Below are 12966 nucleotides of genomic sequence, written 5' to 3'. Positions count from 1 at the left end.
AACTTGACCCGATTTTTGCTCTTTCGGCAAGACCAATTCTGAATAATTGCCTTTTGTTTCCCCGCGCACTGGCATAATATACCCAGACAACTCGGCTAGGAGGCCCTTTTGACCCAGCGTTTTCACGAACCCGGATTTCGGCTTTATCGCCAAGTGGCCGACCAAATCACCAAAATCATCATTGATGAGGGTCTAAAACCTGGAACCCGATTGCCACCGGAAAGAGAGCTCGCCACGCGCCTTAACGTCGCTCGCTCTACCCTGCGAGAAGCGATGATTGCGCTGGAAATTGCAGGACAAGTGAATATCCGCACGGGATCTGGTATCTATGTGACCAAGGCGGGGGCCTTAACTGGAGATGACCTTGGGGCGGGCCCGTTGGAACTATTGGATGCGCGGGAACTCATCGAAGGCGAGATCGCAGCAAGGGCTGCGACCTCCATCGACGCAAACCATTTGATGGCAATCGAGGCGAGCATCAGTGCCATGGCAAGCGCCCACGGCAAAGAAACGCATCGTGACGCGGATCGCGCCTTTCATATCACCCTCGCGGAGGCCACCCGCATCGAACCGCTGGTGCGGATCGTTGACGGGCTTTGGTCCCAAATGTTTTCGCCAATTTTTGAACGCATGGGCGCGCTTACGGGATTGTTTGGCGATTCTCAGGACACGGCGCTAAAACATCACCGCCTCATTCTAGATGCGCTCGCCGCACGGGATGCGGAATTGTGTCGTCGACGGATGCAAGCGCATTTGATTGACGTGCGCCGCGTCCTTTTGCGCGCATCGGCCTTTACTCCAGACTCCTAGAGCAACGGGCGGATCGGATGTTTACCCTGCTGTTTGAGAAAGGTTTTTCGCATTGGTACGGTATGCGCGAAGAACCGATACCGCCTAAAAGCTAAGTGTCGCGTCGACGGCTTTTTTCCAAGTTGTATATTTTTCTTGGCGTTGGGCCTCGTCCATATGCGGTACAAATTGGGTTTCACGGGCCCATTGTTCTGCAAATTCTGCCTGATCAGGGTAAACACCAACATGCATTCCCGCGAGCCATGCCACACCAAGGGCCGTGGTTTCGAGGTTCATTGGGCGGTCCACAGGGGCGGCGATAATATCCGAAAGGAACTGCATCGCCCAATCGTTTTGCGACATGCCACCATCAACCCGCAGGGTTGGTTGAACACCTGTCGCTTGCCAATCAGCGGACATGGCATCCAATAAATCACGGGTCTGATAACCAACACTTTCCAGTGCGGCCTTGGCCATTTCCGCGGGTCCAGATCCACGGGTTAGCCCAAAAACAGCCCCTCGACATTCCGCATTCCAATAGGGTGCACCGAGGCCCACAAAGGCGGGGACCAAAACAATATTTTGATGCGGGTCCGCCTGTTCAGCCAGCGCTTGCGTCTCCGAGGCGTCTTGGATGATTTGCAACCCATCACGCAGCCATTGCACAACGGCTCCGGCAACAAAAATAGACCCCTCAAGCGCGTAGGTAGGTTTTCCGTCCAGTTGATAGGCGATCGTGGTCAGCAAGCGATTTTGCGACACAACAGGAGTTTCGCCCGTATTCAAAAGCGCAAAACACCCCGTGCCGTAGGTCGATTTCATCATACCCGGCTGAAAACACGCCTGCCCGATGGTCGCGGCTTGTTGATCGCCAGCAACGCCACAAATCGGGATCGCGCGGCCAAACAAATCCGCGTCCGTTTTACCGAAATCAGCGGCGCAATCCTTGACCTCTGGTAACATCTCCATCGGGATTTCAAGCAGGTCGCAAATCGTTTTGCTCCAACGGCCTTTGCGAATGTCGTAAAGCATTGTGCGCGCGGCATTTGTTGCATCTGTGGCATGAACTGCGCCCCCCGTCAGCTTCCAAATCAGGAAACTATCGACGGTACCAAAGAGCAATTCACCCTTGGCGGCACGTTCGCGTGCGCCCTCAACATGGTCCAAAACCCATTTGAGTTTTGTACCCGAAAAATAAGGGTCCAGTAAAAGACCTGTACGCGCGGTGATCATCTCTTCATGGCCAGCCTCGCGCAGGGTACGGCATTGATTGGCCGTGCGCCGGTCTTGCCAAACAATAGCGTTATAAAGGGGTTCGCCCGTGATCTTGTCCCAAACAATTGTGGTTTCGCGTTGGTTGGTGATCCCGATGGCGGCAATATCTGTGGGTGAGATTTCGGCATGTTTGATCGCCCCATGACAGGCGGCAAGCGTGGTATTCCACAGGTCGGCGGGCGCGTGTTCAACCCAGCCGGAGTGGGGGAAATGTTGGGCGAACTCTTGTTGTTCGCTGGTAACGACGGCCATCGTTCTATCAAACACAATCGCACGTGTTGAGGTCGTGCCTTGGTCAATCGCGAGGATGTAGGTCATGCTATTTCCACCATGCTTTTAATGTAGGTAGGCGGCCACCGATAAAAGCGACCGCCCGTTTCTTTGGCCGGTTGGCCCACCGTTCGTCCAAAGAAATGTCGATTGAGTATTAAATTGGGGCCACCTGAATGGCCCCAAAATCAGGTTTTTACTGCCAAGACTTGATCAGCTCGTCATAGGAAATCGTGACGGGATCTTCGTCTTCGTTGGCCAGTTTCGCTTTTGGCGAACCAGGCTGATCGAGCCAGAAAGAAGGATCGCTCTCTTCGTTCATTTTCGGACCGATATCACCTTGGACACCTGCACGCTCAAGACGGATCATAACCTTTTCTTGGTCTGCGCAAAGCGTGTCGAGGGCCTCTTGTGGAGTCTTCGCACCGGACATTGCGTCGCCGATGTTCTGCCACCACAACTGTGCCAATTTTGGATAGTCAGGTACGTTTGTACCTGTTGGCGACCACTGAACGCGCGCTGGCGAACGGTAGAATTCAACGAGACCACCAAGTTTTGGTGCACGTTCGGTAAAGCTATCATGCTGGATTGTGGATTCACGGATGAATGTGAGGCCAACATGGCTTTTCTTCACGTCAACAGTTTTGGACGTAACGAATTGGGCATAGAGCCAAGCCGCTTGAGCACGATCCACAGGAGTGGATTTCATCAAAGTCCAAGAACCGGCATCTTGGTAGCCGATTTTTGTTCCTTCAGTCCAATATGCGCCGTGTGGCGAAGGGGCCATACGCCATTTTGGCGTACCATCTTCGTTCATCACAGGCAGATCAGGCTCAACCGAGGCCGCAGTAAAGGCCGTGTACCAGAACATTTGTTGAGCAACATTACCCTGTGCAGGAATTGGGCCCGCTTCGGAGAATGTCATACCAGCAGCCGCGGGTGGAGAATATTTTTCCAACCATTCGATTGCTTTGGTCACAGCGTAAACTGCTGCTGGGCCGTTTGTGGCACCGCCACGCGCAACGCACGAGCCAACAGGCTGTGAGTTTTCGTTAACGCGGATACCCCATTCGTCAACTGGCAGACCGTTTGGCACGCCTTCGTCCCCAGCGCCAGCCATGGACAACCACGCATCAGTATAGCGCCAACCCAAGGATGGGTCTTTTTTGCCATAGTCCATGTTGCCAAAGACTTCGCCTTCTACGCCAAGACGCGACAAGTCACGACCCGTGAAGAATTCAGCGATGTCCTCATAGGCGGACCAGTTTACAGGAACGCCGAGATCGTAGCCGTACTTCTCTTTGAAGTCCGCTTTGTTTTGCTCGTCGTTGAACCAATCATACCGGAACCAGTAAAGGTTCGCGAATTGTTGGTCTGGCAACTGATAAATTTTGCCATCCGGACCCGTGGTGAATGAAAGACCAATAAAATCTTCCAGATCAAGGTTGGGGTTGGTAACAGAAGCACCCTCACCCGCCATCCAGTCGGTCAAGTTACGCGCCTGTTGGTAACGCCAGTGCGTCCCGATCAAATCGGAGTCGTTGATATAGGCGTCATAGATATTTTCGCCCGACTGCATTTGTGTTTGCAGCTTTTCAACAACATCGCCCTCGCCGATCAGGTCATGTGTGACCTTGATGCCGGTGATGGCTTCGAACGCTGGAGCCAAAACATTGGCCTCATACTCGTGCGTTCCGATTGTTTCGGAGACAACGTTGATCGACATGCCTTGGTACGGCTGTGCCGCATCGACAAAAAACTGAAGTTCAGCTTCTTGATCGGCACGCGACAGCGTCGAAAGATCGCCGATCTCGCTGTCGAGGAAAGCCTTGCCGGCCTCCATGTCTGCGAACGCCGGCGCGGTGAGCATGCAAGCTGCAAGTCCGAGCGCAGTCGTCCCTTTAAGTAGTCGTAAGTTCATTTTAGTCCTCCCAAAAATAGAACAAGTAAGGCGGTCATTTTTTATAATTGGGACCGCCCCATAATGCCGTCCCTTATACCCAGCGGAAAACCGCGATGGCATAAAAGAGACATACGATCAGGGCTCCCCATTGGGGGGCACTGAGCATTCCAAGCCAAGCCAGATTAATAAAGGCCGAGCCAAGTAGCGTGATGAACAGTCGGTCACCGCGCGTTGTTTCAATCCCAAGGACGCCATTGCGCGGCACCTCGGGGAATTTAATCGCAAGGGTCGTAAAAGTAATCAGCGTTGCCGCGATAACCCCAAAGAAAGCGGCGGTCGGCCAAGTCCATGCCATCCATTCCATACTTGTTTCTCCTCTTTCTTTTCTTACACGCGACCCAAGGCAAAGCCTTTGGCGATGTAGTTACGGACAAAATAGATCACCAATGCACCGGGAACGATCGTCAGGACGCCCGCTGCTGCGAGCACACCCCAGTCGATCCCTGCGGCACCGACGGTCCGTGTCATTGTGGCGGCAATCGGTTTCGCATTCACACTGGTCAACGTCCGGCTTAGAAGCAATTCAACCCAGCTGAACATGAACAAGAAGAACGCGGTGACCCCAATACCAGAGGCAACCAAGGGCGTGAAAATCCGAATAAAGAACCGTGGGAAAGAATAGCCGTCGATATAGGCGGTCTCGTCGATTTCTTTCGGCACACCCCGCATAAACCCTTCCAAGATCCAAACCGCCAACGGCACGTTAAACAGGCAGTGCGCGAGAGCGACGGCAATATGCGTGTCGAACAACCCGACCGAGCTATAGAGCTGAAAAAACGGCAGCGCGAAAACGGCGGGGGGCGCCATCCGATTGGTGAGCAACCAAAAGAACAAATGCTTATCCCCAAGGAAAGTATAACGACTGAAAGCGTAAGCCGCTGGCAGCGCAACCGCGAGGGAGATCACCATATTCATGACCACATAAGTCATCGAATTCAGATAGCCCGTGTACCACGACGGATCCGTCAGGATCGTCAGGTAGTTGTCGAAGGTCAAATCCTGTGGCCAAAGGGTGAAGTTGTTCAAAATCTCCGAGTTGGTCTTGAGGCTCATGTTCAAAAGCCAATAGATCGGCAAAAGCAAGAACAGCAAGTAAAGGCCCATAACAATGGCGTTGCCTCTGATCTTGGGTAAAGCAAAGCCACGCTTTTGCGCTGTGTTGGTAAAATCAGACATCAGTGGCCATCCCTTTTATCAAGGTTCGTCATCACAGTGTAGAAGACGTATGAAATCAACAGGATCACGAGGTAATACATGATCGAGAAGGCGGCTGCGGGGCCAAGATCAAACTGTCCTAGCGCCATCTTGACCAAGTCAATCGACAAGAACGTCGTCGAATTTCCCGGTCCACCACCCGTCACCACGAAAGGCTCGGTGTAGATCATAAAGCTGTCCATAAAGCGCAACAGGATCGCGATCATAAGGACGCCCATGATCTTGGGCAGCTCAATAAAGCGGAATACTTTCCAACGGCTGGCTTGGTCGATTTTCGCTGCTTGGTAATAGGCATCGGGGATCGACTGAAGCCCCGCATAAGCCAAAAGCGCAACTAACGAAGTCCAGTGCCAAACATCCATCACAATGACGGTCACCCATGCAGCATAGAAGTCTTGGGTGTAGTTATAATCAATCCCCAAGGCGGCCAGTGTATAGCCCAAAAGACCAATATCAACGCGCCCGAAAATCTGCCAAATGGTGCCCACAACGTTCCACGGAATAAGTAAGGGCAACGACATCAGGATCAGGCAAAACGAGGCCCAGAACCCTTTTTTCGGCATGTTCAGCGCCACGAAAATCCCCAGCGGAATTTCAATGGCAAGGATGATACAGGAAAACGCGATCTGGCGACCCAGCGCATTCCACATGCGTTCTGAGGCCATCATATCACGGAACCAATCGAGGCCAGCCCAGAAAAATACGTTTTTTCCGAAGGTGTCTTGAACCGAATAATTCACAACGGTCATCAAAGGAATAACCGCAGAAAACGCGACAAGGAGCAGCACTGGTAAAACGAGGAACCAGGCCTTTTGGTTGACTGTCTTATTCATGGCTCATTCCTTGCAAAGATGTGAAGGGCGGGGTTTTCGATTTCATCATCATGTCACGCTCCTTGCGGGGGAACCCGCCAACTATCGGAATAGACGTTCACTCCAGCCGTATCGAACACGACTCGGTTCATGTCGGGTGAAATGTTAGCACCTTCTTCGGCGAGGATATTGATCTCGGTCCCTTGGAAATCGGCGCGCACGATTTTGTGGCGGCCAACATCCTCGACCCGCTTAATGGTCACGGGCAGACCTTCGTTACCCGCAACGAGCGCGGTAAATTCGGGCCGAACGCCAAGTTCGACTTTGCCTTTTGGACTGCCATAGCCTTTGCCAAGCGCGATCTCTGTGCCACCAATCAGGGCGGTATTTCCCGTCACTTCGGCAGACAGAACATTCATCCCCGGAGAGCCGATGAAATAGCCAACAAACGTATGCGCTGGCGTTTCAAAAAGTTCTTGCGGTGTACCCATTTGCACAACCCGCCCGTCATACATAACCACCACTTTATCCGCAAAAGTCAGGGCCTCGGTCTGGTCGTGGGTCACATAGATCATCGTGTGGCCGAATTCGTGGTGCAGCGATTTAAGCTGTGTGCGCAATTCCCATTTCATATGTGGGTCAATCACGGTCAGCGGCTCATCAAACAAAAGCGCATTCACGTCTTCGCGCACCATGCCACGTCCCAACGAAATCTTCTGTTTTGCGTCCGCAGTCAGCCCGCGCGCCTTGTGACCAAGGGTGGCCTCCATGCCAATCATCGCCGCTATTTGCTGAACGCGTTCTTTGATATAGGCGGGATCAGCCCCACGGTTGCGCAGCGGAAACGCCAGATTGTCGTGCACGGTCATTGTATCATAAACAACGGGAAACTGGAAAACCTGCGCGATATTGCGCTGCGTCGTCGGCTCCATTGTCACGTCACGGTCATTAAACAGGATACGACCCTGGCTAGGATGTAGTAGACCCGAAATGATGTTGAGCAGCGTGGACTTGCCACAACCTGACGACCCAAGCAGGGCGTAAGCTTCGCCATCCACCCAGTCGTGGTTCAATTCTTTCAGCGCGTAGTCGTCGTCGCTTTTCGGATTGGGCAGGTACGAATGTGCCAGATTTTCGAGGGTGATTTTTGCCATTTGAATGTCCCTCAGGCTGCGGTTGCATAAGTTGCTGGGGCGACCGAAGTGCCATCTTCTGCAAAGATGTAAACATGGCTTTGATCCAGATAGACCTTCAACGAAGCGCCAATTTCCAGTATCTTCACGCCATGCACCAAACCAACCCAGTTTTCGCCGTGGTGGTCGAGGTGGATGAATGTTTCCGACCCCGTTATCTCGGTTACGTTCAGCTTACCCGTGAATTCCAGAGCGCCTTGCGTGTGCTTTTCAAGCTTCAGATGGTTGGGTCGGAACCCCGCGACGTAACGGCCATCCTTAAGATCAGCAAAGGCCCCCGAAGCCGCGCTATCTGTTTGGTCATTGCCAAACTTCAAGCGGTTTCCGACCTTTTGAACAGGGAGGAAATTCATCGGCGGATCGGAAAATACGCGGGCGGTGGTCGCATCCACGGGCTGTCTGTAAACGAAAGGCGTCAACCCAAATTGGGTGATTTTGCCTTCCCAGAGGGTCGCGGTGTTGCCACCCAACAATAGTGCTTCTTCGGGTTCCGTGGTCGCATAGACAAAGATCGAGCCAGCTTCCTCAAAGATTTTCGGGATCTCGGCGCGCAATTCTTCGCGCAGCTTATAGTCGAGGTTTGCCAATGGCTCATCCAGCAAAACAAGGCCCGCATCCTTCACCAGCGCCCGCGCCAACGCACACCGCTGTTGCTGACCACCCGAAAGCTCAAGCGGCTTGCGCTCAAGAAACGGTGCTAGTTTCATCAGGTCGGCGGCCTTCTTAACGGCCTTGTCGATCTGGTCCGCCGATTGCCCCAAAAGGCGCATCGGGCTGGCGATATTGTCGTAAACACTCATCGACGGGTAATTAATGAACTGTTGATAGACCATGGCAATCCCGCGCTCCTGCACACGCATGCCTGTCACATCCTGACCGTTCCAGATAACTTTGCCCGTATTAGGCACATCGAGTCCAGCCATCAAACGCATCAAGGATGTCTTGCCCGATGAGGTTGGCCCAAGCAAAACATTCATAGTGCCGGACTGCAGCTCTAAGTCGGTGGGGTAAATATGTGTCTGGCCATTCGCAACCTTCGACACGCCCTCTAGAACAAGTGACATTTCTCTCTCCCTATCCGCAGCTTACACTGCGCCTTGCTGCAATGACATTACGGGCGCTTTGGCCAGCCATGCGTCAAGCATTTCGATTTCGTCTTTGGACAAGCGTAGGCCTAATTTTGAACGACGCCAAACGATGTCTTCTGCGGAACGTGCAAACTCCTTTTGCACCAGCCAGATAACTTCCCGTTCAGTCAGTGTAGCACCAAAAGGCTGCCCCAGATCGGATTCTGTTTTCGCATCCCCAAGAACCTCAAAGGCATCCAAGCCATAGGCTTTGATCAGCCGCACTGCCCAGCGTTCAGTTAAAAACGGGTATTGCGCCGTAAGCCGCGCTTGCAAATCCGCGACCCCATCAACGGGAAAATCCCCTCCCGGCATTGGAACTCCTGCGGTCCAGGGTTCGCCTGCATTTGGAAAAAATGGCGCTATCTTTTTAAACGCGTTCTCGGCCAACCGGCGATAGGTGGTGATCTTACCGCCAAAGATGTTCAGGATTGGCGCTCCCGCGGATTCATCAACTTTCAACACATAGTCACGGGTTGCCGCCGTCGCAGAGGTCGCGCCGTCATCATACAAAGGGCGCACGCCGGAATAGGTCCAGACGATATCATCCGTGGTGACAGGCGTTTTCAAATACTTCGACGCAAATTCAACAAGATAGGCTTGCTCTTCTGGGGTACAAACGGGCTTCTGTGACACGTCAGTATGCTCGGCATCCGTGGTTCCGATCAACGTAAAATCAGTCTCGTAGGGGATTGTGAAAATAATCCGACCATCTTCGCCTTGGAAGAAATAACATTTGTCGTGATCGTATAATTTGGGCGTCACGATATGACTGCCCCGCACCAGTCGCACGCCTTCTGTGGCATTGATCCGCACCGTGTTGCGGATAATATCCTCAACCCAAGGGCCGCCCGCATTTACCAGCATACGGGCCCGAACCACACGTCGCGGCAAACCTTTTGGCTCCAGCGTAATTTCCCAAAGGCCATCAACTTGCTCGGCGGACACAACCTTGGTGCGCACATTGATTTTTGCGCCACGCGCCTGAGCATCCCGCGCATTCAGAACCACCAAGCGGCTGTCTTCGATCCAGCAATCGGAGTATTCGTAGGCTTTTTCAAAGCGCTCCTGCAGCGGCGCGCCTTCTGGCGTTCCAGCCAAACTCAAAGAGGTTGTCCCCTTCAGAATTTGGCGACCACCCAGATTATCATAGAGGAAAAGCCCGAACCGAATGAGCCACGCAGGGCGGCGCCCCTTCATCCAAGGCATCACAATACTGAGCAATTTTGAAGTCGGAGTGTCGGTGTCGAACCTCATATCCTTGTGGTAAGGCAACACAAATCGCATCGGCCATGAGATATGCGGCATCGCTTTGAGAAGGGTCTCGCGCTCGATCAGCGCCTCGCGAACAAGGCGGACCTCAAAATACTCAAGATAGCGCAATCCGCCGTGAAAAAGCTTGGTGGAGGCAGAGGACGTTGCAGAGGCCAGATCGTTCATTTCCGCCAACTCAACACTCAAACCACGGCCAACCGCGTCACGCGCAATACCGCATCCATTGATGCCGCCGCCAATGACGAAAAGGTCCACGATGTCGTGAAGATTACGTTGATTCAATGAAGCCTCCCAAGCGTCGATTTTCTGTCGCCGCCTCCCAGCGCTCAACATTCATTAAGACAACACTAAGCCACTCCGCAAATCAATAGCGAATGTTCGTTTCTTTTCCTTTTTGGGTAAAATGTTGAAATCCATGCATTTAATTTTCCTATTCCCTCCCTTTTGGCGAATTTTATCTACGCAAATCGATTCGAACCCTTGACGCTCCGCTCGGACTGTTGATTGTTAGGATTCTATTACGCGACGTCAGGGAGAAAGCCATGGTCTCAAACTTTAGACAGAAAGATATCCTCGAACTTGCGCGCAAAGAGGGCAAAGTTACCGTGGATGGCCTTGCCGAACTTTATGATGTCACGGTGCAAACTATCCGGCGCGACCTCTCTGATTTGGCCGATCGCGGCCGTCTTCAACGGGTGCATGGCGGCGCGGTGGTGTCGTCTGGCGTTGTGAATATTCAATATGAGGAACGCCGCCGCCTGAACGATACGGGCAAGAAGGCGATTGCCGTGAAATGCGCCGAAGCAATCCCAAATGGCGCGTCGGTCTTTATGAACATTGGGACAAGTACCGAGGCCGTGGCGCGCGAACTGCTCGACCACGAAAACCTATTGGTGGTGACAAACAACATTAACATCGCGAATATTCTTGCGGCCAACCATAGTTGCGAAATCATTTTGGCCGGTGGCGTTTTGCGCCGTGCCGATGGTGGCATTGTCGGTGGCTTAACCGTTGAAATGGTAAAACAATTCAAGTTTGACTATTCGGTTTTAGGCTGTTCCGCCATTGATGAGGACGGCGACCTGCTTGATTTCGACGGGCAGGAGATTATGGTCAGCAGCACCGCCATAAAACGCTCGCGTAAAGTGATGGTCGTTGCAGATCATCTTAAATTTCAACGCAAAGCACCGCTCACAATCTGCTCTCTCGCGGATGTGAGCGCTCTTTTTACCGACGGTACATTGTCCAAAGATCTGCTGGCGAATTGTAGCAGTTGGGGCACCGAAGTGGTCACGGTTTAAACGGGCTTCGGTCACGCTCGGGGGAGCTTTTCATTTGAAAACGCGCAGTAACGTCGGATGGACCTTTGTCTTGCCAGCCCTACTCGTGCTTGGCCTCGTGGGGCTGATCCCTCTGATAACCGTCGTTAATTACTCCTTCTTCGAAATCTTCATCCTAGACTCGCGCTTCTGGGTCGGGACGGAATGGTACTCCGAGATCATAAGTTCAGGCCGTTTCTGGGCAAGTTTTGGCCGCAGTACATTGTTTTCGGCGCTGATCTTAACCATCCAAATTCCCCTTGGCATTGCGATTGCCCTTTGCATCCCCCAACGAAAATTCTGGGTCGGCGTCTCGCTCTGTGTGGTGGCCTTGCCGCTTCTGGTGCCGTGGAACATGATCCCATCACTTTGGCTCAGTCTCCTCAACCCAGACACGGGTCTTTTGGGGCGCATTCTACCTGCTTTCGGCTGGCCCTCAGATTGGAAATTCTCGGTGGTTCCTACATGGCTGGTCATCATTGTGATGGACGTTTGGCATTGGACAAGCTTGGTTGTGATCCTCTGTTATAGTGCCCTGACAACCGTTCCGGCAGCCCACTACCAAGCGGCCGCAATCGACGGCGCAGGCCCGTGGCAGGTGTTTCGGTTCATCCAATTGCCCAAGCTATACAACGTCCTCCTTATGGCGATCCTATTGCGGTTCATGGATTCTTTCATGATTTACACGGAGGCCTTCCCCATCAATGCGGGCGGCCCAAACGGCGCGACAATGTTCCTCGCGGTTGACCTCGGCGAAGAAATTAAAGCCTTCAACTACGGCCCTTCCGCCGCGCGCTCTGTGCTCTATTTCATGATCGTGTTGACCGTCGCGTGGATGTTTAGCAAAGCCCAAGGCAAGCTTGATGACGTGCCCACAGAAAAGGCCGCCTAATCATGCTTATCCGCGCGCTCCCTTTCCTCAAAACAACGGCCCTGCTGGCCTTCATGGTGTTCACCTGTCTGCCGCTGGTGCAACTGACCCTCCTCAGCTTCACCGCGACTTTGGCAACCCCAAATATGGACGTCGGAAGCCTCACGCTAGGCAATTATCGGGGCATCTGGACCGACCCAAACCTACGCTCGGCGTTCCTGAATTCCATCGCTTACGTGCTGATCAATATCTGCATCACCATACCCGTTGCCATCCCTGCGGCCTACGCCTTCTCGCGCATTTCCTTCTTAGGCGACAAACACCTGTTCCTTGCCTTCATCGCCTTTCGTATCACCCCGCCCGTGGTGCTAACCCTACCGATATTTCAACTTTTCTCCGCACTCGGAATCGTGAACTCAACCTTCGGCATCGCCTTGGCACATTGCCTGTTCAACGTCCCAATCTCGATCTGGATTCTCCAAGGGTTTATCTCGGCCGTTCCCAAGGAAATGGATGAAACCGCCTTTATCGACGGCTATTCGCGGCCTATGTTTATTTGGAAATTCCTTTTGCCCCAAATTGCTTCGGGCGTCGCCGTAACAGCATTTTTCTGCTTCATGTTCTCGTGGGTCGAGGTGGTTTTCGCGCGCATCCTGACCACAACCAACGGGAAACCGATCAGCATGGCGATCAACGCACTCTTTGGGTTTCAAACCGATATTGGACTGGTCATGGCCGTCACCCTCGCCTCCATGCTGCCCGGTGTGGTGTTACTTTTTTCGATGCGAAATCATCTTTCGCGGGGGTTCAAAATCGGGCGCGTCTAAAAAATCCACCTCAATGACGCTGACAGACCA

At 53.0% G+C, this 12966-nt stretch carries 12 protein-coding genes; 4 read left to right on the top strand and 8 right to left on the bottom strand.

The window, feature by feature from the left end:
- The first annotated feature begins 108 nt into the window (after positions 1 to 108).
- Positions 109 to 810 (top strand): FadR/GntR family transcriptional regulator, encoded by a 702-nt coding sequence (locus RC74_RS13170; RefSeq protein ID WP_039003837.1) that lies wholly within the window; start codon positions 109 to 111, stop codon positions 808 to 810.
- A gap of 84 nt (positions 811 to 894) precedes the next feature.
- Here the strand turns inward: RC74_RS13170 and glpK are convergent, their stop codons facing one another.
- The 8 genes from glpK to glpD form a co-directional block, all read right to left on the bottom strand.
- Positions 895 to 2382 (bottom strand): glycerol kinase GlpK, encoded by a 1488-nt coding sequence (glpK, locus tag RC74_RS13165; RefSeq protein ID WP_039003838.1) that lies wholly within the window; start codon positions 2380 to 2382, stop codon positions 895 to 897.
- Positions 2383 to 2530: 148 nt separating this feature from the next.
- Positions 2531 to 4255 carry an ABC transporter substrate-binding protein gene (locus tag RC74_RS13160; protein WP_039003839.1) on the bottom strand — a complete coding sequence of 575 codons (1725 nt, stop codon included), beginning with the start codon at positions 4253 to 4255 and terminating at the stop codon, positions 2531 to 2533.
- Between the two features lie 73 nt (positions 4256 to 4328).
- Positions 4329 to 4601, bottom strand: a complete 273-nt coding sequence (locus RC74_RS13155) for a DUF2160 domain-containing protein (protein WP_039003840.1) — start codon at positions 4599 to 4601, stop codon at positions 4329 to 4331.
- 23 nt (positions 4602 to 4624) lie between these two features.
- Positions 4625 to 5473, bottom strand: a complete 849-nt coding sequence (locus RC74_RS13150; RefSeq protein WP_039003841.1) for a carbohydrate ABC transporter permease — start codon at positions 5471 to 5473, stop codon at positions 4625 to 4627.
- Positions 5473 to 6345, bottom strand: coding sequence for a carbohydrate ABC transporter permease (locus tag RC74_RS13145; RefSeq protein ID WP_039003842.1), 873 nt, complete (start codon positions 6343 to 6345; stop codon positions 5473 to 5475). The genes RC74_RS13150 and RC74_RS13145 overlap by 1 nt, the downstream gene beginning before the upstream one ends.
- A 53-nt stretch (positions 6346 to 6398) precedes the next feature.
- Positions 6399 to 7478, bottom strand: coding sequence for an ABC transporter ATP-binding protein (locus RC74_RS13140; RefSeq protein WP_039003843.1), 1080 nt, complete (start codon positions 7476 to 7478; stop codon positions 6399 to 6401).
- 11 nt (positions 7479 to 7489) lie between these two features.
- Positions 7490 to 8581 carry an ABC transporter ATP-binding protein gene (locus RC74_RS13135; protein WP_039003844.1) on the bottom strand — a complete coding sequence of 364 codons (1092 nt, stop codon included), beginning with the start codon at positions 8579 to 8581 and terminating at the stop codon, positions 7490 to 7492.
- Positions 8582 to 8602: 21 nt separating this feature from the next.
- A complete protein-coding gene (glpD, locus tag RC74_RS13130) occupies positions 8603 to 10201 on the bottom strand; it encodes a glycerol-3-phosphate dehydrogenase (protein ID WP_039003845.1) in 1599 nt (532 codons plus the stop codon).
- Between the two features lie 260 nt (positions 10202 to 10461).
- Here glpD and RC74_RS13125 point away from each other — a divergent pair, with 260 nt between their 5' ends.
- The 3 genes from RC74_RS13125 to RC74_RS13115 are packed head-to-tail and all read left to right on the top strand — an operon-like array spanning position 10462 to position 12936.
- The gene (locus RC74_RS13125) at positions 10462 to 11220 is read left to right on the top strand and encodes a DeoR/GlpR family DNA-binding transcription regulator (protein WP_039003846.1); all 759 of its coding nucleotides are present in this window, start codon (positions 10462 to 10464) and stop codon (positions 11218 to 11220) included.
- A 34-nt stretch (positions 11221 to 11254) separates the two neighbouring features.
- The gene (locus RC74_RS13120; protein ID WP_039003847.1) at positions 11255 to 12130 is read left to right on the top strand and encodes a carbohydrate ABC transporter permease; all 876 of its coding nucleotides are present in this window, start codon (positions 11255 to 11257) and stop codon (positions 12128 to 12130) included.
- A 2-nt stretch (positions 12131 to 12132) separates the two neighbouring features.
- Positions 12133 to 12936 carry a carbohydrate ABC transporter permease gene (locus RC74_RS13115; RefSeq protein ID WP_039003848.1) on the top strand — a complete coding sequence of 268 codons (804 nt, stop codon included), beginning with the start codon at positions 12133 to 12135 and terminating at the stop codon, positions 12934 to 12936.
- The last annotated feature ends 30 nt before the right edge of the window (positions 12937 to 12966 follow it).

Source organism: Falsihalocynthiibacter arcticus (assembly GCF_000812665.2).
In the GTDB taxonomy this organism is placed as follows: domain Bacteria; phylum Pseudomonadota; class Alphaproteobacteria; order Rhodobacterales; family Rhodobacteraceae; genus Falsihalocynthiibacter; species Falsihalocynthiibacter arcticus.
This window is presented reverse-complemented; position numbering and strand designations above follow the sequence as displayed.

Bases quoted from the DNA above. Each gene is read 5' to 3' on its own strand.
- RC74_RS13125 (WP_039003846.1), top strand. From the start codon at position 10,462: ATGGTCTCAAACTTTAGACAGAAAGATATCCTCGAACTTGCGCGCAAA.
- RC74_RS13135 (WP_039003844.1), bottom strand. From the start codon at position 8,581: ATGTCACTTGTTCTAGAGGGCGTGTCGAAGGTTGCGAATGGCCAGACA.
- RC74_RS13160 (WP_039003839.1), bottom strand. From the start codon at position 4,255: ATGAACTTACGACTACTTAAAGGGACGACTGCGCTCGGACTTGCAGCT.
- RC74_RS13150 (WP_039003841.1), bottom strand. From the start codon at position 5,473: ATGTCTGATTTTACCAACACAGCGCAAAAGCGTGGCTTTGCTTTACCC.
- RC74_RS13155 (WP_039003840.1), bottom strand. From the start codon at position 4,601: ATGGAATGGATGGCATGGACTTGGCCGACCGCCGCTTTCTTTGGGGTT.
- glpK (WP_039003838.1), bottom strand. From the start codon at position 2,382: ATGACCTACATCCTCGCGATTGACCAAGGCACGACCTCAACACGTGCG.
- RC74_RS13140 (WP_039003843.1), bottom strand. From the start codon at position 7,478: ATGGCAAAAATCACCCTCGAAAATCTGGCACATTCGTACCTGCCCAAT.
- RC74_RS13115 (WP_039003848.1), top strand. From the start codon at position 12,133: ATGCTTATCCGCGCGCTCCCTTTCCTCAAAACAACGGCCCTGCTGGCC.
- RC74_RS13145 (WP_039003842.1), bottom strand. From the start codon at position 6,345: ATGAATAAGACAGTCAACCAAAAGGCCTGGTTCCTCGTTTTACCAGTG.